At 56.4% G+C, this 19,938-nt stretch carries 18 protein-coding genes; 7 read left to right on the top strand and 11 right to left on the bottom strand.

Features of this window, described 5'->3' with window-relative positions; translation table 11 throughout:
* The first annotated feature begins 27 nt into the window (after positions 1 to 27).
* The 4 genes from H1Y61_RS05985 (at position 28) to H1Y61_RS05970 (ending at position 4,393) form a co-directional block, all read left to right on the top strand.
* Positions 28 to 846, top strand: a complete 819-nt coding sequence (locus H1Y61_RS05985; RefSeq protein ID WP_235680881.1) for an ABC transporter permease — start codon at positions 28 to 30, stop codon at positions 844 to 846.
* Positions 846 to 2,177, top strand: a complete 1,332-nt coding sequence (locus H1Y61_RS05980) for a cytosine deaminase (protein ID WP_180574013.1) — start codon at positions 846 to 848, stop codon at positions 2,175 to 2,177. The genes H1Y61_RS05985 and H1Y61_RS05980 overlap by 1 nt, the downstream gene beginning before the upstream one ends.
* Positions 2,178 to 2,180: 3 nt before the next feature.
* On the top strand, positions 2,181 to 3,587 hold the full coding sequence (locus H1Y61_RS05975; RefSeq protein WP_180574012.1) for an FAD-binding oxidoreductase: 1,407 nt from the start codon (positions 2,181 to 2,183) through the stop codon (positions 3,585 to 3,587).
* A gap of 224 nt (positions 3,588 to 3,811) precedes the next feature.
* Positions 3,812 to 4,393, top strand: a complete 582-nt coding sequence (locus H1Y61_RS05970; protein WP_174111575.1) for an NAD(P)H-dependent oxidoreductase — start codon at positions 3,812 to 3,814, stop codon at positions 4,391 to 4,393.
* Positions 4,394 to 4,395: 2 nt separating this feature from the next.
* On the opposite strand, the gene H1Y61_RS05965 is transcribed toward H1Y61_RS05970, so the two are convergent.
* From H1Y61_RS05965 to H1Y61_RS05930, 8 genes are all read right to left on the bottom strand, one after another.
* Positions 4,396 to 5,034 (bottom strand): Shedu anti-phage system protein SduA domain-containing protein, encoded by a 639-nt coding sequence (locus H1Y61_RS05965; protein WP_180574011.1) that lies wholly within the window; start codon positions 5,032 to 5,034, stop codon positions 4,396 to 4,398.
* Entirely contained in the window at positions 5,031 to 5,333 is a 303-nt protein-coding gene (locus H1Y61_RS05960; RefSeq protein ID WP_180574010.1) for a hypothetical protein, read from the bottom strand. The genes H1Y61_RS05965 and H1Y61_RS05960 overlap by 4 nt, the downstream gene beginning before the upstream one ends.
* 201 nt (positions 5,334 to 5,534) lie before the next feature.
* Entirely contained in the window at positions 5,535 to 6,026 is a 492-nt protein-coding gene (locus H1Y61_RS05955; protein WP_180574009.1) for a histidine kinase, read from the bottom strand.
* Positions 6,027 to 6,374: 348 nt separating this feature from the next.
* Complete coding sequence (locus H1Y61_RS05950) at positions 6,375 to 6,776, bottom strand: DUF1236 domain-containing protein (RefSeq protein WP_174111577.1); 402 nt, start codon at positions 6,774 to 6,776, stop codon at positions 6,375 to 6,377.
* 249 nt (positions 6,777 to 7,025) lie between these two features.
* Positions 7,026 to 7,415 carry a RidA family protein gene (locus H1Y61_RS05945; protein ID WP_174111578.1) on the bottom strand — a complete coding sequence of 130 codons (390 nt, stop codon included), beginning with the start codon at positions 7,413 to 7,415 and terminating at the stop codon, positions 7,026 to 7,028.
* Positions 7,412 to 8,839 (bottom strand): aldehyde dehydrogenase family protein, encoded by a 1,428-nt coding sequence (locus tag H1Y61_RS05940; RefSeq protein WP_180574008.1) that lies wholly within the window; start codon positions 8,837 to 8,839, stop codon positions 7,412 to 7,414. Before H1Y61_RS05940 ends, H1Y61_RS05945 begins: the two co-directional genes overlap by 4 nt.
* A gap of 67 nt (positions 8,840 to 8,906) precedes the next feature.
* Positions 8,907 to 9,608, bottom strand: a complete 702-nt coding sequence (gene ung / locus H1Y61_RS05935; protein WP_180574007.1) for a uracil-DNA glycosylase — start codon at positions 9,606 to 9,608, stop codon at positions 8,907 to 8,909.
* A 25-nt stretch (positions 9,609 to 9,633) separates the two neighbouring features.
* A complete protein-coding gene (locus H1Y61_RS05930) occupies positions 9,634 to 10,431 on the bottom strand; it encodes an HpcH/HpaI aldolase family protein (protein WP_180574006.1) in 798 nt (265 codons plus the stop codon).
* 145 nt (positions 10,432 to 10,576) lie between these two features.
* Here H1Y61_RS05930 and H1Y61_RS05925 point away from each other — a divergent pair, with 145 nt between their 5' ends.
* Entirely contained in the window at positions 10,577 to 11,530 is a 954-nt protein-coding gene (locus H1Y61_RS05925) for a sugar-binding transcriptional regulator (protein WP_087728968.1), read from the top strand.
* Here the strand turns inward: H1Y61_RS05925 and H1Y61_RS05920 are convergent.
* From H1Y61_RS05920 to H1Y61_RS05910, 3 genes are all read right to left on the bottom strand, one after another.
* Entirely contained in the window at positions 11,490 to 13,415 is a 1,926-nt protein-coding gene (locus H1Y61_RS05920; protein ID WP_180574005.1) for a glycosyltransferase family 2 protein, read from the bottom strand. The genes H1Y61_RS05925 and H1Y61_RS05920 overlap by 41 nt on opposite strands.
* A 68-nt stretch (positions 13,416 to 13,483) precedes the next feature.
* The gene (locus H1Y61_RS05915; RefSeq protein WP_180574004.1) at positions 13,484 to 14,704 is read right to left on the bottom strand and encodes a DUF1501 domain-containing protein; all 1,221 of its coding nucleotides are present in this window, start codon (positions 14,702 to 14,704) and stop codon (positions 13,484 to 13,486) included.
* 30 nt (positions 14,705 to 14,734) lie between these two features.
* Positions 14,735 to 16,747 carry a DUF1800 domain-containing protein gene (locus H1Y61_RS05910; RefSeq protein ID WP_235680842.1) on the bottom strand — a complete coding sequence of 671 codons (2,013 nt, stop codon included), beginning with the start codon at positions 16,745 to 16,747 and terminating at the stop codon, positions 14,735 to 14,737.
* Positions 16,748 to 17,461: 714 nt separating this feature from the next.
* Between H1Y61_RS05910 and H1Y61_RS05905 the strand changes: the two genes are divergently transcribed.
* Positions 17,462 to 18,781: an ABC transporter substrate-binding protein gene (locus tag H1Y61_RS05905; RefSeq protein WP_174111584.1), complete on the top strand. Its 1,320-nt coding sequence runs from the start codon at positions 17,462 to 17,464 to the stop codon at positions 18,779 to 18,781.
* 281 nt (positions 18,782 to 19,062) lie between these two features.
* Entirely contained in the window at positions 19,063 to 19,935 is an 873-nt protein-coding gene (locus tag H1Y61_RS05900; RefSeq protein WP_174111585.1) for a carbohydrate ABC transporter permease, read from the top strand.
* Positions 19,936 to 19,938 lie beyond the last annotated feature (3 nt).

The following is a 19,938-nucleotide window of genomic DNA, read 5'->3' as shown; positions in this document are numbered from 1 at the left end:
CATGAAACATCATCCGACGCTGAAAGCATGGCCATGCCAAAACAAGGCCTATTTGCCCACCACGGAGAAACCGTGCTGCGGGTGGTGATCCCGTTTGCGGTGGTCGCGGCGCTGGTACTGGTCTGGCACATCGGCGTCACCGTCTCCGAAGTGCCGCAATATATCCTGCCCGGTCCGCTGGCCGTGGCAAAGGCACTTTATACCGATTGGGGCATTCTGGGACCGGCGCTTTGGGTGACGACGAAAATCACTTTGATGTCGCTGGCTCTGGCGCTGATCGGCGGTGTCGGCATTGCGGTGTTTCTCGTCCAGTCGAAATGGATCGAAACGGCCTTTTATCCGATTGCGGTCATCCTTCAGGTCACACCTGTCGTCGCCATTTCGCCGCTGATACTGATCTATGCACCGTCAACCCAGGTGGCCCTGCTGATCTGCGCCTTTCTGGTCGCTTTCTTCCCAATCCTGTCCAACATGGTGCAGGGGTTGAAAAGCGTCGATCATAATCTGCTCAACCTGTTCGACCTTTACGGCGCCTCACGGCTGCAAACGCTGCTCTATCTGAAACTGCCGGCATCGCTGCCCTATTTCATGACCGGTCTGAAGATCGGTGGTGGACTGGCGCTGATTGCCGCCGTTGTGGCCGAATTTGCCGCAGGCTCGGCAGGAGCGGGTTCGGGCCTGGCCTTCCGCCTGCTGGAATCGCAATTCCGGCTGAACATTCCCCGGCTGTTTGCCGCCCTGTTCCTGTTGTCCTGTCTCGGCGTGGTGATCTTCGCGATCACCTCCTTCATCTCATGGCTGGCGCTGCATCGCTGGCATGAAAGCAGCATCAAGCGAGAAAACTGATGACCAGATTGTTTGCCGACATTCCGCAAACCGGGCGGTTTGCCCTGACGCGCGCCACCTTACCCGTCGAAGCGGTTGATGATGTTCCCGCTGGTCCGATCCGCGAGGGGCTGGTCAGCGCCGATCTGATTATCAACGACGGCAAGGTCGAAGCCATCGTTGAGGTCGGCACCGCATCTCAGTACAAGACCGGAGCGGATCTGCCGATCACCGATCTGCGCGACGCCATGGTCTGGCCGACCTTTACCGACATGCATACCCATCTCGACAAGGGCCATATCTGGCCGCGAAAACCCAATCCAACAGGTGATTTCATCGGCGCGCTCGATGCCGTAAAGCAGGACCGCGAAGCCAGATGGTCGGCGGACGATGTGCGAGCGCGGATGGAATTCTCGCTGCGCTGCGCCTATGCCCACGGCACCAGCCTGATCCGCACTCATCTCGACAGCAGCGCGCCCCAGCACCGGATTTCCTTTGAGGTGTTTTCGCAGATACGCAAGGAGTGGGCGGGCCGGATTGATCTTCAGGCGGTCGCCCTTTTCCCCTTTGACGACATCACCGATCAGGCGTTTTTTAGAGATTTGCTGGAAGTGCTTGTTGCGCATAAGGGCATTCTCGGCGGCGTCACCCAGGTCTCGCCGGATCTAGACCAGCGATTGGACCTGTTGTTTCGCGCCGCAAGCGACCACGGGCTCGACATCGACCTGCATGTCGATGAGACCCAGGACGCTTCCGTGCTGACCTTGAAATCCATTGCCGAAGCCAAGCTGCGCAATGGATTTCAAGGCTCGGTCGTGGTCGGCCATTGCTGCTCGCTGACCCAGCAGAGCGACGATATCGCCAAGGCGACCATCGACACGGTGGCGGAAGCCGGGCTTGCCGTCGTGTCGCTGCCGATGTGCAACATGTATTTGCAAGATCGCCATCCGGGCCGCAGCCCGCGCCAGCGCGGCGTCACCCTGTTTCATGAACTGGCGGCAGCAGGTGTTCAGACGGCGGTTGCGTCAGACAATACCCGCGATCCCTTTTATGCCTATGGCGATCTCGACTGCGTGGAAGTGCTGCGCGAAGCGGTGCGGATCGTCCATCTCGATCACCCGCTGGACAGCACCGCCCGGATTGTCACCCGCAGCCCCGCCGATATTCTCGGACGTCCCGACCATGGCCGTATCAAGGTCGGGGCCAAGGCGGATCTGGTGCTGTTTTCGGCGAGAACCTGGAGCGAGCTTTTGTCGCGCCCGCAGGCTGACCGCATCGTGCTGCGCGCGGGCCAGGCTATCAACACCCAACTGCCTGACTACCGCGACCTTGACCATATGATGGAAGATTGAACCATGCCCGATTACGCAAAAATCAAAGCTGAACTTGCCGGGATCGCCGTCGAGGACAATCCGGCGCTGGTCAAGCAGAAGTCCCGGGATTTCTACTGGTACTCGCCAATCCTGAAGGCCGAGCTAGACCATGTCACGGCTGACCTCGTGGTTTCTCCGGTCAGCGAAGAAGAGGTGATCCACACGCTGAAAGTTGCCTATGCCCATGGCGTGCCGGTGACACCGCGCGGTGCTGGCACCGGCAATTATGGTCAGGCCATGCCGCTTTCCGGCGGCATCGTGCTGAACCTGATCAACATGAACAAGGTGAAAGAGATTCACCCAGGCCGGGTTATTTGCGAGCCGGGCATCGTTATCGCCGAACTGGATCGCCAGACACGCGCCCATTCCGGTCAGGAACTGCGCTTCCACCCCTCCACCGCCCAGACAGCGTCGATCGGCGGCTTTGTCGCTGGCGGCTCGGGCGGAGTCGGATCGATCACCTGGGGTGGGCTTCGCGATCTCGGCAACATCCTGAAACTGCGGGTCGTCACCATGGAGGCGGAACCCCGGGTGCTGGAATTGTCCGCCTGGGATCTGCAAAAGGTCAGCCACGCCTATGGCACCAATGGCATCATCACTGAAGTGGAAATGCCGCTGGCCCCTGCCTATGACTGGGTGGACGTCATCGTCGGTTATGACGACTACATGGACGCCGTGCGCTTTGCCGATGCGCTCAGTCACCGCAACGGTATTCTGTTGAAGGAAGTGGCACCCATCGCGGCCCCTGTTCCCTATGCCTATTTCTCCCGTCACAAACCCTGGCTGAAGGACGGCCAGTCGGTCGTGGTGCTGATGGTCGCGCCGCATTCCATGGGGCCGTTTATTGCTTATGCCGAGAAAATGAAGGCCGATCTGCGCTTCCGTTCCGACACTGTCGAGAGCATGAAGGGTATTCCCCATGCCTATGAACTGGCCTGGAACCACACGACGCTCAGGGCGCTAAAGGTTGATCCTGACATCACCTATTTGCAGGTGCAGTATCCAGGGCCGGATCACGTCGAAAAGGTTGCCAAGATGACCGAAATCTTCGGGGATGAGGTGATCGGCCACCTGGAATTCATGCGCTTCGACGGTGCCATCCAGTGTTCCGGCCTGCCGTTGGTGCGCTATACCACCAAGGAGCGGCTGGAGGAAATCATCCGCATCCACAAGGACAATGGCTGCCCGATCTTCAACCCGCATCGCTACACGCTGGAAGAAGGCGGCATGAAGCAGACCGATACGGTGCAATTGGCCTTCAAACAGGAAACCGACCCCAAGGGCCTGCTCAATCCCGGCAAGATGATTGCCTGGGAAAATCCCGATTTCGATTTTTCCGCCGGGCGAAACTATTTGTTTCCGGGATTGCAATCGATGGAAGACGATTGAAATCCTTGCGCTTTCAACCGGAGATGATTTAGAACGCAACGGCATGACGGCATGAGGCCGTCTTCACAGTCCGAAGGTACTCCTGGCGGGGCTTGTCCCTGATCATGCAATGAACATGACCTTTCATCCCGCCAATTGGCGGAAGAAGGTATCGGGACAAACGGCGCGGATGTTTTTGACAGAACCCTCCGGGGCACCGGTGGGCGTAAACCAGGGACTTTTGCATGCGCGTGCTCGTTCTTCATTCCCATCCCATGGCTGAAAGCTTCAACCGGGCACTGTACAATCAGACCTGCCAAAGCCTGGAGAAAGCCGGCCATGAGGTCGATGGCTGCAATTTGTATGACGAGGGTTTCGACCCGGTTCTTTCGGCTGAAGAGCGGCGGATCTATCATGATTATCCTGACAATATCGAACCGGTGAAATCCTATGTCGAGCGGCTTAAGGCGGCCGAAGCGCTGGTTATCGTCACGCCAGTGTGGAATTTCGGTTTTCCCGCCATGTTGAGCGGCTATTTTGACCGTGTCTGGCTACCGGGCGTCACCTTCGAACTGGTCGATGGAAAACTGACGCCGACGCTGCGCCATATCCGCAAACTGGCGGCGGTGATGACCTATGGCGCAACCCCGTTACGAGCATTTCTTGCCGGCAACCCGCCAAAGAAATCCGTCACCCGTGTGATCCGCGCCCAGATCAAGCTGGGCGCACCGGTGAAATTCATGGCCCATTACGACATGAACAATTGCACCCAGCAAAGCCGCGCTGCCTTTCTGGAAAAGGTTCGGCGCGAGATGGAGCGGTTTTGAGGCTAAAGCGTGTTGGCTTGACGTGCCAATGACAAACGACGTCTGAGCGATCCAAGAACCGCATCGAACGTAAAACAGGACATTCGATATTGTCCGAAAGAAACATTATTTGCCCGCCATCTGAGGCGCGCTTTATCGTCATCCGTCAAATCAGCATCGCGCCCAACAATAAGAACGAAGTGAATAACGGGATCATTATCACCAAAAATTCTTCGAAAGGCGGAGCTACCGCCGCCCTCAGTTGAAAGCCGCCACGCCCAATCAGCGATCTGGGAAAATCCGTGCTCAAATCTTGGCGACCAATGTTTCATACTCTTAGCGTCCGCTAGTTTTAAAAAAATGCTATGCTCTTTTGCATCCTCAAATTCGATAAGGGTAAAGGCATTTGCCTCGCTATCGCCCGAAGCCGCATCACACACGAAGTCTCCAAACAAATGGAGTTCATTGGACCATAAGTTTGGCAGCTCAATATTGCCGTGAAGAAAACCCAGTGCAGCGCATAGATGAGGTCTCTGTTTAAAAAAAGGGATGATTTGATCTCGTTCTTTTAAATGGCTTTCTGCATTCAGTAGCATTTCAAAGGCATGCAAATCATCGTCTAAAATTGATATATCAATTGCTAATTGTTTGAATTTTTTCATCCAGAAGCAGCCTGCCGAACCATCTCAATCCGCCTGCGAATGCCATCGACTTGCCCTTTTCGAACAACATCAATAATCGAAATAACATCTTTATTTAAGCTAAAGATTATTTGAAAATCGGATCCCACTTTAAGGGAATAAAGATAGCGTTCGCCATCAAGCTTCCGGACATTTTTTCCTGCCGAAACTGGAGCACTCTCCGATTGCAATCGATTCACAGCATGAATGACTTTCGATTTATCAGCAGGAGAGAGCTGATCGAGGAAGGACTCTGCTGTAAACGTCCATTCAAGCTTCATATTCAACACCCGTGTTTAACGCGGTTCGTAACTGCTCCATAAATAACATTCGAAGCGAGAGACGACAATGTCCTGCGTCGCGTTTCTTGCGCCCCGTTCATCACCAAGGTACGGGGCGAGATGGATCGGCTTTGAGGCATTTCCAGAAAAACTGTGAAGCGGTCTTGGCAATCGGAAATGCGCAAAACAAAACCTCGAGCCTTACTTTGCTGCCTTCAGCGAAGAGATGATCTCCTGCAATTCGGCACCGTGCTTTTCCTGTTTGCCCTTCGTTCCCCAATAAGTAATGACCAGCAATTTGCCAGGACGCGGTGAAAGCAGCGACAGGCCGACATTAACGGCGCCGTCTTCATCGACACCGGTCCAGTCGAAATTGGTCATGTCCATGCCATTGATGACTTCATCCGACTGCTTCTGGGTCGAGCCGTCGATCTTGACGCCGTTGTCCTGAAGGAAAGCGATGGCGTCATCGATCACCTTATCCGTGGTCTTGGCGTTGGCGACGTCGATGGCAATATAGATAGCGCCGTCCTCGGAGGTCGCATCAATGCCGCTTTCGGTTTCCTTCGGCTCCCAATCGGCGGGAATGGTGATGCGCGCGACCGGGTTATCGCTTGGAAACAGCAGCGTATCGGCAAAAGACAGGTTTGGCAGAAGGAAGGTCAGCACGGCAACGGCGATTATTCTTTTCACGGATGGTCCCCCTAGTGCATCGATCAAAACGGAGGCGTCAGCCGAGTTTTGGAAAAATCGATGCATAAACAAAAAAAGAGTGCACGGATGTTGATTGCCGAAAATAGAGATTTCCATCCATCTGTCGCTGGGAATTGCTAAACTGATCTCTACTATTTCAGGGTATGTTTTACACTATAGCGGCCTGCTGCGTAATTTAAACGACAGAGCATTTCCAGGAAAAGTGGAAACCGGTTTTAGGTTCGGAAATACGTGAAGGCAAAGAGCGAGAGCACCCTATTCCGGTCAAAAAAAAAGCCCCACGAGCACGAGGCTGGTGGGGCAAGATGACTGGAGAGTCAAAAAACGTTACTGAATGATATCAATGACCGTATAGGACTGCGGATCAACGATAACACGCTCATTATTGACAATTGCATACGCGTAGGTCGGATCTTCCGGGATCGGGGTGATCACAATCTGGCGCGGTAAATGCTGACCGACGACGATTTGCTGGTCGGTCACATAGGGTTGAGCTGGCATTGGCTGCTGGCGAACATAAGTAACCACGCGCGGCGGCGGCGGATCAATGGCCGTTCCGGCAACTGCGCCGACAACACCGCCAACGGCTGCGCCGACTGGACCACCCACAACAGCGCCGGTCACCGCACCGCCTGCTGCACCGGTAACAGTTGAATCCTGGGCCATGGCCGAGGTTGCAAGCGAACCAGCAAGGGCCGCAGCGACAATAAGAGCAATCTTGGTTTTCATTTGGATATTCCTTCTTTCCTAATTGTCTGGGTGGATAACGGCGAAGGAAACAATTTGTTCCAAATATTTTAAATAGAAATAAATGAACGCGCTGTTCATCTGTCATTCATAATGAATAACCACCACAAGATGCAGTGAAAAAACAGAAATGTCTATTTTTTCAGAATGTAAAGAAATGTACAGATGCTTTATCTTCGCTCTGCAAACACGAATATATTCATTTTTTATAAAATAAAAATGGAAAAATCTTCAAAATAATTTGGCCGCCGTCACTTCTACTTCGACCAGAAATTCCGGACGGGTAAATCCGGTGACGATAAGAAGTGTTGAAACCGGTTTTGGTTCCAACGTATAACGATCACGCACCGCCATATAGGGTGCAAAATCCTCTCGGCGCGTTACAAAACCGGCGATGCGGATGACATCCGCATAACTCATGCCCGCTTCGGCCAGGATGGTGCCAATGGCCTCGAAGCACAGAACCGCCTGGCCTTCGAGATCATTGGGAATGCTGTCATCGACACCGATCCCGACTTGGCCGGAGGTGACCAGCAGGCTGGCGCCCGGAGGCACCAGCAGGCCGTGGCTGTAATTGCCGAAGGGTCTGCGCACTGAGGGCGGATTGAAGGTCTTCTTCATGCGTCCCAGCCAACGATGCCTTTGATCTCGAGAAAATCGTGGATGGCCCAATCGGCATATTCGCGGCCATTGCCGGATTGTTTGTAGCCGCCGAATGGCGCGAACGTGTCCCAATCCGGATAGTTGAGATAGACCGACCCGGCCCGCATCTTCTTCGCCACTTCGCGGGCGTGTTCAATATCGGTCGATTGCACATAGGCCGCCAGCCCATAGACCGTGTCATTGGCGATCTCGACCGCCTCTGCTTCGTCTTTGTAAGGCAGAATCGACAGCACCGGACCGAAGATTTCCTCGCGGGCGATGGTCATGTCATTGGAGACATTGCCGAAGATGGTCGGGCGAATGTAATAGCCGCGGTTCAGCCCTTCCGGGCGTCCCGGCCCACCTGTCACCAGCGTCGCACCGTCCTTGATGCCCGCTTCGATCAGCCGCTGGATCTTGTCATATTGGATCTGGCTGACAACAGGGCCAAGCTTGGTGTCTTCATTGCGCGGATCACCGGTTACAAAAGTTTCCGCCTCGGACTTCGCATAGGTCAGCGCCTCGTCATGACGGTCGGCGGGTACCAGCATTCTGGTCGGCGCATCGCAGGACTGGCCGGAATTGCCGAAACAACCCTGCACGCCCTTGCGCACCGCCGTTTCGAAATCGGCATCCGGCAGGATGATATTGGCGGATTTGCCGCCGAGTTCCTGGGCGACGCGCTTCACCGTTTCCGCCGCAGTCTTCGCAACAATAATCCCGGCCCGGGTCGAGCCAGTGAAGGACACCATGTCAACATCGGGATGACCGGCCATTACCTGGCCGACATCCGGGCCATTGCCGCTGACCATATTGTAGACGCCCTTCGGCGTTCCGGCGGCTTCCATCACTTCGGAGAAAATAATGCCGCTGATCGGGGCGATCTCCGACGGCTTCAGCACCACCGTGCAACCAGCGGCGATGGCGGGCGCGACCTTGCAGACGATCTGGTTCAGTGGCCAGTTCCAGGGCGTGATCAGCGCGCAGACGCCAATCGGCTCCTTGACCACCATGGTGCCGCCGCGCTGTTCGGAAAACTTGAACGTCTCCAGCCCGGCAATTGTCGCTTCCATATGGGCGCGTCCGGCCCAGGCCTGGCTTTCCAGGGCAAAGCTAAGCGGCGCGCCCATTTCCTGGCTGACGGCCTTGGCAATATCCTCAAAACGGTTGTTGTATTCGGCAAGCATCCGCTTCAGCAGCGCCAGCCGCTCTTCCACCGACCACAGCGAAAAACGGATGAAAGCCCGCTTGGCAGCCGCCACCGCCTTATCGACATCGGCCTTTGAGCCAACCGAAATCGACGTATAGGCCTCTTCCGTTGATGGATCGATCACTTCAAGCGTTGCGGGGTGAACCGGATCAACCCATTCGCCATCGATGAAGAATTTCAGATGATTGCTCATAGTGCCTCCGGTGTGTGTTTGGGCAAGACTATCGGCAAAGACAGCAGAGCTGCAAGCCGATTTACGCCTATCCCTGTCCTGGATCGGCTGGAAGCTGCCAGTCGATGGGGACCTCTCCATGCGCCTCCAGATAGGCATTGGCCTTTGAAAACGGTTTTGAGCCGAAAAAGCCGTTATGGGCAGACAGCGGCGATGGATGCACGGATTTCAGCACCAGATGCCGAGCCGGATCGACGAAAGCCGCCTTTTTCTGCGCATAGGCACCCCAGAGAATGAAAACCACATGCTCGCGGCGTTCGGCCACGGCATGGATGACCCGGTCGGTGAACTTTTCCCAACCCTTGCCCTGATGCGATCCGGCCCTGCCCTCTTCCACCGTCAACACGCTGTTGAGCAACAGTACGCCTTGGCGCGCCCAATGTTCCAGAAAGCCGTGGCGCACCGGGGCAATACCGAGATCGGCCTGCAATTCCTTGTAGATATTGACCAGCGACGGCGGAATGCGCACGCCGGGCTGGACAGAAAAGCACAGGCCATGCGCCTGCCCTGCACCGTGATAAGGGTCCTGCCCCAGGATCACCACCCGCACCTGATCGATGGGGGTCAGGTCCAGCGCCCGAAAATATTCCGGCCCTCTGGGAAAAATCGGCTTGCCCTGCTGTTTTTCCTCGACCAGAAACTGCTTGAGGGTCTGCATATAGGGCTGCTCGAATTCCTCTCCGACCACAGCTTTCCAGCTGTCTTCCAGACGAAGCGTTGATTGCGCCATCAGTCTCTCCTCACTGTCAGGGGTGTCAATAACCGCCGGTCGCTTCTGGTCCTGCCTCGCCTTTGACGCTGCGCAAATGGTTGGCGGCAGCGGCAACCAGCAGGCCGACATCGCTTTGCGTGGCGATGAAGCGCGCCCCTGACCGGCGGGCAAGATCGATCATCACAGGATCGGTTGACATGATCCCGGCGGGCTTGCCCAGCGCCTTGGCCCGACGCAAGATATCCTCCACTGCCGCGTAAACCTCCGGCGCGTCAGCCCGGCCCGGAAAGCCGAGATCTGCCGCAAGATCCGCAGGCCCGATCAGCACAGCATCGACGCCATCGGTGGCAAGGATCGCCTCCAGATTGGCCATCGCCAACCGGCTTTCGATCTGCACGATCAGGCAGATCTGGTCATTGGCACTTGCCACATAATCGCCGATCCGGCCAAAATCGGAGGCCCGGCCAAGCCCGGCCCCCATGCCACGAATGCCAAAAGGTGGGTAGCGGCAGGCTTTTGCAGCAGCCAAGGCCTGCTCCGGCGTATCGACCATCGGGATCAGCAGCGTCTGCGCGCCGATATCCAGCGCCTGCTTGATCAGCCAGGCTTCGCCCACCGGCAGACGCACCACCTGATGGGCGGATTGACGGGCGGAAGCGGCAAGCTGCGCTGCCAGCAGCGGAATGTCATTTGGCCCATGCTCGCCATCGATCAGCACCCAGTCAAAGCCAGCACCGGCGCAAAGCTCGGCTCCATGCGCAGAGGCCAGCGCCACCCACAGGCCATAAAGAACAGCGTCCTGCCGCAGGGCTTGTTTGAAACCATTGACGGGTGCGGGCATCGGCCAATCTCCATTCGCTGTCGTCTGACTTTCATAGCCCTCATTGCAGATGCGGTTCAAGGCCGATCCTGCCGGTATCGGACTGAAACAATTGACAGCTCCTCCCCTTTGCCTCTACCTCATCCACCAAGGGAAGAGGTTTTTAATGGCACGCAAAGCAGGTTCCAACGCCAGGCTGGACGACGCCGCCCGCGCCGGCTGGCTCTATTATGTGGCTGGCCGCACGCAGGACGAGATCGCCGCGGCGATGAATATTTCCCGCCAGAGCGCCCAGCGGCTGGTGTCGCTGGCGGTTGCCGAAAAGCTGGTCAAGGTCCGCCTCGATCACCCGATTGCCGTCTGTCTCGAACTGGCTGATGCGGTAAAACAGGCCTATGGCCTGAAGCAGGTTGAGGTCGTGCCAACCGATCCCGGCTCGGACGCCACCGCGACCGGCATTGCCGAGGCGGGTGCCGCCGAACTGGAGCGCTGGCTGAAACGACCGGACCCGCTCACCATCGCCATGGGCACGGGCCGCACACTGCGCGCCATGATCGACCAATTGCCGCAGATGGACTGTCCGCAGCACAAGATCGTCTCCCTGACCGGCAATATCAGCCCGGATGGATCGGCGGCCTATTTCAACGTGATCTTTTCGATGGCAGACGCGGTGAAGGCCCGGCATTTTCCAATGCCGCTACCAGTCATCGTTTCCAGCGCAGAGGAGCGCGACCTGTTGCACCGCCAGCCGCTGGTTGCTCCCACCATCGCGCTTGGCAGCCAATCCGATGTAACATTCGTCGGTATCGGTGAGATGACCCTCAACGCGCCCTTGCTTCAGGACGGGTTCCTGAAGGAAGCCGAAATGCGCAATCTTCTCGCCATCGGTGCCACCGGTGAAATCTGCGGCTGGATCTTCGACGCCAAGGGTAAGCTGCTGGACGACCCGGTCAACAGCCGCGTCGCCAGTATGGCGATCCCGTCGCGCCAAACCTCTGTCGTGATCGGCATGGCGCGCGGCAAACGCAAGCATGCCGCCATCCGCGCCGCTGCCAGGGGTGGCCATGTCAACGCGCTGATCATCGATGAAGATGCGGCACGCTACCTGCTCGGTCTCTGACCTCTGGAGACGGTGAAACGGGCTTACGGCAGCTTGCCGATAACAGCAGTAAGGACGCGATGGCGATCTGCCCGACGACCGGCAGGCAGGCATAGTGCAGGACGCTGATTGCGCCGCCCGGCACGCCACCCATCACCAGCCAGACCAATGCCGTGTTGCTGACGACCCAAAGGATCAAAAGCTGTAATCGCATCCGACGCCAGCCAGCCGGGATGACGGCCTTGATATCCCCGACCAATCCCTTGGTGCCCCAACTGACATCGTGGAAATTGGCAAGCGCATAGCTTAACAGATAGAAGCTGGCGACGGGCGCGGACGGGATATAGAGTACGAATAATCGCAGCAGATCGGACATCCCGCGGGACGAATGGCACAAGACCGCCATGCCGAGGATAAGGGCAACCATCAGGATCGCCCCCTGAATGACAGGGCCAACCTCAACAAGGCAAATCGCAAACCCCAGGACCGTGCAGGCCAGCAGGATGCCCAGGCCAAGGCCATGCACGCCGCCATGCAGCCTACGGCTCAGAGACCGCCCCCCCTCCCTCCCCTTCATGCTGGCCAGACAATAAAGCCAGAACAGCAACACACCCGTCGCCATTCCCCATGCCAAACCTTGGCCCGCAACACCATTTCCGGCCTCGTCTTGCCAAAACCCTGACGTCAGGGAGACAAGCAGGGCCAGTGACGCCGGGATGAACCATTCTTCCAGCAGTTGCAGCAGGGTCCAGGCCAGCGCCAGTGCCATCGAGCACCAGCGGACAGGCGTCAGGCGACCGTGCCATAGCAGATCGGCAAGGCTGCCGATGGCCGTCAGGCGCGCCACAAGCGTACTGTTTGTCCAACGGCGGCGCTGGCGCAGCAATTCGCCAACCGTCGCGCAGCCATCGGTGACAAGATTAGCATCGTGATGATAGCGGATAGTGCAGGCCGGATTGCTTTTGACGATTTCCGCGCCGATGATTCGATCCTCGGCGAGAAACAGATTGGCCTCCATCAGGCTCTTCGTCCTGGAAAGCCCGCGAAGATAGGCGGCCAGAGGATCGCCGTTTGCCCCGCGTCTCAAAGCCGACATTCTGAACAGGCTGGCCTGCCCCGGCACAACTTCAAGATAGCCCAAACCGTTGCCAATCGGCCAATCGGATAATTTCTGCCAGAGAAAATCCGCCTGTTGCCAGCTTTGCAGCCAATCGGTCAAGGCGGCGTCTTCCATGACGATATTGGTGGCAAGGGCTGCACAGTCAGGCTCGCGTTCCATCAGCGCCAGCAATGCCGGTAGGCAATCGGCAGCAGGTCTCGACCCGGCATCGATCTGCAAGACAAAATCTGGCCGCAGGCGTTCGGCAAGGCTTCGAAAGAAGAAGGCATGGCTATCCAGCTTACCCCTGTTGCGGTCCTTCACCGCCAGATGCACGCGAAGAGGATTGCCGCTGACCCCGGTCAGCAGATCCACCGGAATAAGGCGGGTCTGAACGCGAACTTGCGCCTCATCCGCCCCATGCTGGCCGGTGCCCACTGCCTCAGGATCAAAGCTCCAATCGAGATCGAAGCCAAGCCGGTTGAACAGTGCCTCGGTCTCTGGGTGAACGCGGTCGCGGCCATCCAGCACGATGGCCACTTCCAACCGTTGTATAAGGCCGTTTCGGCTGACCAGCATGTCCTGATTGGCGGCAAGACAGGCCAATGTCCCCGCCACCGCCTCGGCAGGCTCGTTGAAGAGTGTCAGGCAGACGAGAATATCCGTGCCCCCGGACAAGGGCTGACCGACGGATTGGTCATCAAACCCCAAAATTTTGAGAGTGTCATCCTGCAACGAGACAGGCGCGCGCAAAGCGGCAGCCTGTCCGGCTGCACTGTCACGTGCAACTGGAGAGAACAATGTCACTGCAATATCCTTAAATTATTCGGGTCAGTGTTTGCAGGCGGTCAGTTTCATTCTGGGCCTGACAGGCTCTAGAACAACGCCAAGGGCGCAAAGCCCTGTGCGGCAATCGGATTGGTTGGAAACTGCCAGAAATTGCCGATCACCGAAGCGTAGACACTGCGGAAATCGGTGGTGAAAACCGGATTGCCTTCCGCGTCGAGCTTTTCCAGATCGCTGCGAGTGCCATAAAGCCCAGGCTTGATCCCGCCTCCCATCATGATAACAGGGCTGCAAGAGCCATGGTCGGTCCCGCCAGAGGCATTTTCAGCCGGTCGGCGGCCAAATTCCGAATGGGCGATAACAAGCGTATCGTTCCAGACGCCAATCTCCTTCAGCCCGCGACGCAGGCCCATCAGTGTGTTCTGAACCTTCGTTAGCAGGCGCTCGTGTTCACCCCGAAGATTGGAATGCTGATCGAAACCGCCGATGCTGATCTTGAACAGCGGCGATTTCACATCCTGTTCAACCATCCAGAGCAAAAGAGCCGTCTGAGCATCAATCGGGTCCATGTAATAGTCCCGGGTAAACCACGCCTCGAACCGGTTATCGCCCTTCAATCTGGCGGCAACCCGGCCGATAACCTCCTGCTGATCGGCCATAAGGCGGGTCAGATAGGCGAGCGCAGCGTGATCGTCCGTCTTGTCGGCGTCAGCCATCACATTGAGCGCTCCGCTGCGCAAAGCATCCTTGTTATCGACTGTCAAGACGCGCATGCCCTCGCCCTCAAGCAGGTCCTGATTGCCTGAAAACACCACACCATCCGCATCGAAGGGTCCTGCATCCTTCCGGTTCGCCTGCAAGACCTGGCTGACCCAACCGCCACTGGAAATGCCTTTCCTGGACCCGCCCGCCCAAATTTCCGCCGATTGAAAATGCGAGAGATTGTTATCGGGATAGCCGACATCCTGGATGATGGCGATTTCGCCATTGTGATAAAGATCCGCCATCTGCCGCCAAGCAGCATTAAATCCCAACTCTGAGTTGAGTGGCAGAATCTCATCGCCTTTCAGGCCGATGGTTGGGCGCAAATGCCGGTAGACCGGATCTTTGAAAGGCACAAGTGTATTCAGAGCATCATTGCCACCGAAAAGTTCGAGTAAAATCAACCGGCGGGCAGAACCGGCAGCGCCCGCTCCGGCAGCCGCCAAAGCCTGCCTTGCCCACAGCGGCATAGAGCCTACCGCAAGACACCGACCCATCCATGTTGCAAATTCACGGCGCGATAACCCATGCCTGTTAAACATAGCCATTCATTCCCCCGAAATATAATGGTGAAGAAATTACTTAAGGTTGTATTGCGGATCTGTTGTCATCGACCGGAGAAGATCGATCAGTGCCGAACTTCGTTCAGCATCGCCGGTCTTACCCGCAGGCTGCATCATCATGGCGATCGGTTGAGCGACAGGCTGGGCAACGGACGGAATGAGTGCTGGCTTTTCCACCCGGGCAGACAAGACAGGCCGCCCCAGAAGCCATTGCCCAGCAAGGTTCTCACGGCTGAGGGAACCCTCACCCACACGCGCCATCATCACCTCGAATGCCTGTTCGAGAGGCGCCCGGGCATCGAATACATCTTTTGATTGCAGACGCGCCGTCGTGTATTCAATGTGACTGTTATGGTCGGCCCGCAGATCATCTATCGTCGCCTGCTGCGTATCGAAAGGCGCTATATCGAACACCAGACCGACATTGCAGTAGAACATGCCGCGCGGCGCGCCCGCACAGGGCGCATCCGACGGGCTCCAGCGGCTAAGCTGCGGCGGATAGCGGCGTCCCGCAACCTCAACCCAATTGACGAACAGGCGGCTGTCAGGATCGTTGGAAACATGGGTTATCTCCACACTGCCGATATCCGCGGGCAGGTTTTCCGCCGGGATGATTGCGGTTTCCCACATCGGTTTCAAACCGCCATTATCGCCCTGGGTCCGCTGCTTTTGCAGATCCAGTCCAATGGTTTGCCTGACGGTGGCAACCTCAGCCCCATTGACCCGCACGGTAAACACGGTCGGCACCATGATAAATTCCGAGCTGAAACGGATGGCGAGATCGCCTGGTTTGGGGTTGCGATCAGCAACCCGCAGCGCATCCCAAAGCCTGGAGACCACAAGCCGCCGAAGCATCAGGGTCTTCATGTTCAGCCAGGACGTCCCCTCGCGCCAACCGGCAACGGACGGTGCCATGAACGGTGTCTGCCCAAGCTTGTCGAGATAGGTCACCAAAATCATCGCGTCCGGCGGGGTCAGACCGAAGCTGCGGCAGAACCCGACAACGAGATCAATCGGAGATTTGACCAGATCCCCTCTGTTGGCCGGGCTCCAGAACTCCGGGCTGAGCAACAAGGCGCGCAAGAAGGGCCGCAGCTCATAATCATGATCGCGCAAGACCCCCGCCAGCCGGTTGGTGGCCTCAGGGTTCGGGCGTATGGAAACGAAGGCTGCATAGAATTTACCGGCAATAAACTCGGCTGTTTGCGGTTGCGCCAGGAGAATATCGGTCAGGCGATCAATCTGATCCTGACCGCCCGCCGCAATACTCTGGCCCAGAACGATCTTTTCCCCGGTATCCGCCTGATCGACAGCGAAGCGATAGCGCCAGCCACCTTCGAAATCCACGCCATGCCCAGCCAGGACCCGCGACACTTCACGCACATCGCGCTGGTCATAGTGTCCAATGCCAAGCGTGAACAATTCCATCAGTTCACGCGCCAGGTTTTCATTGGGACGGCTGCTGGTGTTCCAGACATTGTCCAGGCTGGTCAGCATCATTGGATCGCGCAGGACATCCCGCAGCAAGACCCGAAAATTTCCGCCGCCTTCCCGACGAAACAGCGCGATCTGATCGAAGAGCGGCGCACTGACCCGGCCAGGATCGAAGCGCGACACAAAGTGACCATGCCAGAACAACGCCAGTCTTTCAGCAAAAGGCGTAGGGGTGGTGATCATATGACTGATCCACACCGCCTGCATCTGATCGCGTTCCGCCACATGCTGCAAAATCATGTCGCGGTTTTCCCAGCCACTCGCCCAGTAATCCGGCCTTGGGCGGGAAACAAACGGCGGCGGTTCCGGAAACTCCGGATGATCGAGACTGTCAAGAAAACGATCGACAGCCTCTTCGCGCGTCAGCTCCACCAAAGCGTCAACTTCAGCAGGACTGGCACCAAAGATAAGACGCTGCAAAAGATGACGCGCCTCACCAACATCCATGGCCTGCGACGACACGGACAAGAAGACAAGAAAAAACATCGGCAAAACAAGCCGATTGAAGAAATACCCCACGAAAATCATGCTCATCGCCCCCCAGCGAAAACAACACAACTCGAAAGGGTAATATAATATTATCAAGAGTCAAATTATTTATCGAAAAATAATAATAACAATCGATTGCATATATTATATTATCGAATTTTGAATATTTATAAAAAATATTTATTAATATATAATATAAAAATGTTATTCTAAATAAGTTAATACAAATTTATTTAATTTGATAAAATTTGAAATGTTACGGCTGCGCCATACGAAGAGTCATTGAAGATGACTCTTCGTATTCCTTTTGCAAATATCTCAAGCCTTTGCTGCATTTGAGATATTCACAATGTCTTCTAAGCGAGGATGCGTCGGCATCTTCGATGCCTTGGTATCAATCCCAGGCCCAGGCTTCTTGATCATGACTGTTTATCAACCGGCCGTTACCGATACCGCTCGCCAAATGACACAAGTCGATCTCAAGCGGCTGATAAATTTTGCATATTCAAAATACCTTTAATTTCAAATCCGCCACCGCCCTAGACCCTGTTACGACGGGTGGCTTCGCAGCTTACTTCGGCAGTGCAGCAACGAATTGCGATTGACATTTTGTGGCAGAATGCGAGTATTTGCCCATGAGTAAAGCGAATGCTCATTAGATCGCGAGTGAGATCAAGGTCTATCGGTTGATTTACCAGTGGCCCGTCGGCAGACCCTCAAGGGGCCTCCGGGTTCCACCTGGTCTTCTGGGAGGAAGAAATGACATTGAAAACACTATTGCTGGGCGCCTGCTCAATCTTCGCCATGGCTGGCGTGGCATCTGCCGAAACGCTGACGATTGCTACCGTCAACAACGGCGACATGATCCGTATGCAAAAGCTGACGGATGATTTTACCAAGAAAAATCCCGGCATTGATGTGAAGTGGGTGACGCTGGAAGAAAACGTGCTGCGCCAGAAAGTGACAACCGATGTGGCCACCAAGGGTGGCCAGTATGACGTGATGACTATCGGCATTTACGAAGCGCCGATCTGGGGCAAGCAGGGCTGGCTGGCACCGCTGGACAAGCTGAGTGCCGACAAGGATTACGACGCAGCCGACCTTCTGCCGCCGGTGCACTCTGGCCTGACCGTCGATGGCAAGCTTTATGCCGCACCGTTTTATGCCGAAAGCTCGATGGTGATGTATCGCAAAGATCTGTTTGAAAAAGCAGGCCTGAAAATGCCGGAAGCCCCAACATGGGACTTTATCAAAGAAGCCGCCGACAAGATCACTGACAAATCCAAGGAAGTCTACGGCATCTGCCTGCGTGGCAAGGCTGGCTGGGGAGAAAACATTGCCTTCCTCTCCGCCATGTCGAACTCCTTTGGTGCGCGCTGGTTTGATGAAGAGTGGAAGCCACAGTTTGATCAGCCGGAATGGAAAAAGACTCTTCAGTTCTATGTGGACCTGATGAAGAAGGACGGCCCTCCCGGTGCCTCCTCCAACGGCTTTAATGAAAACCTCGCCCTGTTCCAGACCGGCAAATGCGGCATGTGGATTGATGCCACCGTGGCAGCATCCTTCGTGACCAACCCGAAGGAATCCAAGGTTGCTGATCAGGTCGGCTTTGCTTTGGCTCCTGATAATGGTCTTGGCAAGCGCGGCAACTGGCTGTGGTCTTGGAACCTTGCCATTCCGGCTGGCTCCAAGAAGGTCGAAGCCGCTGAAAAGTTCATCGCCTGGGCAACCAGCAAGGACTATCTGAAGCTGGTCGCTGAAAAGGATGGATGGGCTAACGTTCCTCCGGGTACGCGCACTTCGCTTTATGCCAATGCTGATTACCAGAAGGCAGCACCTTTTGCCAAAATGACGCTTGATAGCATCAACTCGGCAGACCCCAAGCACCCCACCGTCAAGCCCGTGCCTTACGAGGGCGTGCAATATGTGGCTATCCCGGAGTTTCAGGGCATCGGCACCGCCGTTGGTCAGCAATTCTCGGCAGCACTTGCCGGTCAGACCACGGTGGATCAGGCGCTGAAGACGGCCCAGACCTTGACCGAGCGTGAGATGAAGAAGGCGGGTTATCCGAAGAAGTAACGGGGTGAGTGCGGGGTTTACCCCCGCCATCTCGCCCACAATGTATGACAGTGCAAGCGGCCCCCTCACCCCGCCTCCGCTACGCTCGGCGGACCTCTCCCCGCTGGGGCGAGGAGAGAAGCCGATGCTGCGGCTCTTTCCCTCTTCTCCCCAGCGGGGAGAAGGTGGCGGCAGCCGGATGAGGGGGCGGCTGGCACTGCCCTACAATGTGTGAGCAGGACAGCAAGCCCCTGCCAAACCATAAAACTAAAACCCCAACACACCCAAAAGGCGCGGCCACCATGGCGACGACCCATACCCATTCCTCGGCGAGACTGATGATGGCCCCTTCGGTTATCCTGCTGTTTGCATGGATGATTGTGCCGCTGGTCATGACCATCTATTTCTCAACGCTGAACTACAATCTGCTGATGCCCGGCGTGCATGACTTCGTCGGCCTGCTGAATTACGAATATTTCCTCACCGATCCGGCCTTTTTCGCTGCCCTCACCAACACGTTGATATTGGTGGGCGGCGTGCTGGCCATTTCCATCATTGGCGGCATTGCACTGGCGCTGCTGCTGGATCAGCCGATGTTTGGGCAAGGCATTGTCCGCATTCTGGTGATATCGCCGTTTTTCATCATGCCAACCGTGGCCGCCTTGGTGTGGAAAAACATGCTGATGAACCCGGTGAACGGCCTCTTTGCCTTCGCTTTCCGCGCCGTTGGGCTGGAGCCGCTGGATTGGCTCTCCACCATTCCGCTGCTCTCCATCATCATCATTGTCGCATGGCAATGGCTGCCGTTTGCAACGCTGATCCTGCTCACCGCCCTGCAATCGCTGGACGAGGAACAGAAGGAAGCGGCTGAGATGGATGGCGCGGGGCCGATCTCGAAATTCATCTACATCACCCTGCCCCATATGGCCCGCGCCATCACCGTGGTGGTGCTGATTGAGACCATCTTCCTGCTCTCGGTCTTTGCCGAAATCCTGGTCACCACCAATGGCGGCCCCGGCACAGATAGCACCAACCTGACCTATCTGATCTACAATCAGGCCCTGCTGCAATTCGATATCGGCGGCGCATCCGCAGGCGGCATTGTGGCTGTGGTGCTGGCCAATATCGTTGCCTTCTTCCTGATCCGCCTCATCGGCAAGAACCTGGAGAGCTGATCA

Source organism: Agrobacterium vitis (assembly GCF_013426735.1).
GTDB classification, from domain to species: domain Bacteria; phylum Pseudomonadota; class Alphaproteobacteria; order Rhizobiales; family Rhizobiaceae; genus Allorhizobium; species Allorhizobium vitis_D.
This window is presented reverse-complemented; position numbering and strand designations above follow the sequence as displayed.

Coding starts and splice junctions, on each gene's coding strand:
- H1Y61_RS05985 (WP_235680881.1), top strand. CDS start 28: ATGGCCATGCCAAAACAAGGCCTATTTGCCCACCACGGAGAAACCGTG.
- H1Y61_RS05980 (WP_180574013.1), top strand. CDS start 846: ATGACCAGATTGTTTGCCGACATTCCGCAAACCGGGCGGTTTGCCCTG.
- H1Y61_RS05975 (WP_180574012.1), top strand. CDS start 2,181: ATGCCCGATTACGCAAAAATCAAAGCTGAACTTGCCGGGATCGCCGTC.
- H1Y61_RS05970 (WP_174111575.1), top strand. CDS start 3,812: ATGCGCGTGCTCGTTCTTCATTCCCATCCCATGGCTGAAAGCTTCAAC.
- H1Y61_RS05965 (WP_180574011.1), bottom strand. CDS start 5,034: ATGAAAAAATTCAAACAATTAGCAATTGATATATCAATTTTAGACGAT.
- H1Y61_RS05960 (WP_180574010.1), bottom strand. CDS start 5,333: ATGAAGCTTGAATGGACGTTTACAGCAGAGTCCTTCCTCGATCAGCTC.
- H1Y61_RS05950 (WP_174111577.1), bottom strand. CDS start 6,776: ATGAAAACCAAGATTGCTCTTATTGTCGCTGCGGCCCTTGCTGGTTCG.
- H1Y61_RS05945 (WP_174111578.1), bottom strand. CDS start 7,415: ATGAAGAAGACCTTCAATCCGCCCTCAGTGCGCAGACCCTTCGGCAAT.
- H1Y61_RS05940 (WP_180574008.1), bottom strand. CDS start 8,839: ATGAGCAATCATCTGAAATTCTTCATCGATGGCGAATGGGTTGATCCG.
- ung (WP_180574007.1), bottom strand. CDS start 9,608: ATGGCGCAATCAACGCTTCGTCTGGAAGACAGCTGGAAAGCTGTGGTC.
- H1Y61_RS05930 (WP_180574006.1), bottom strand. CDS start 10,431: ATGCCCGCACCCGTCAATGGTTTCAAACAAGCCCTGCGGCAGGACGCT.
- H1Y61_RS05925 (WP_087728968.1), top strand. CDS start 10,577: ATGGCACGCAAAGCAGGTTCCAACGCCAGGCTGGACGACGCCGCCCGC.
- H1Y61_RS05915 (WP_180574004.1), bottom strand. CDS start 14,704: ATGGCTATGTTTAACAGGCATGGGTTATCGCGCCGTGAATTTGCAACA.
- H1Y61_RS05910 (WP_235680842.1), bottom strand. CDS start 16,747: ATGAGCATGATTTTCGTGGGGTATTTCTTCAATCGGCTTGTTTTGCCG.
- H1Y61_RS05905 (WP_174111584.1), top strand. CDS start 17,462: ATGACATTGAAAACACTATTGCTGGGCGCCTGCTCAATCTTCGCCATG.
- H1Y61_RS05900 (WP_174111585.1), top strand. CDS start 19,063: ATGGCGACGACCCATACCCATTCCTCGGCGAGACTGATGATGGCCCCT.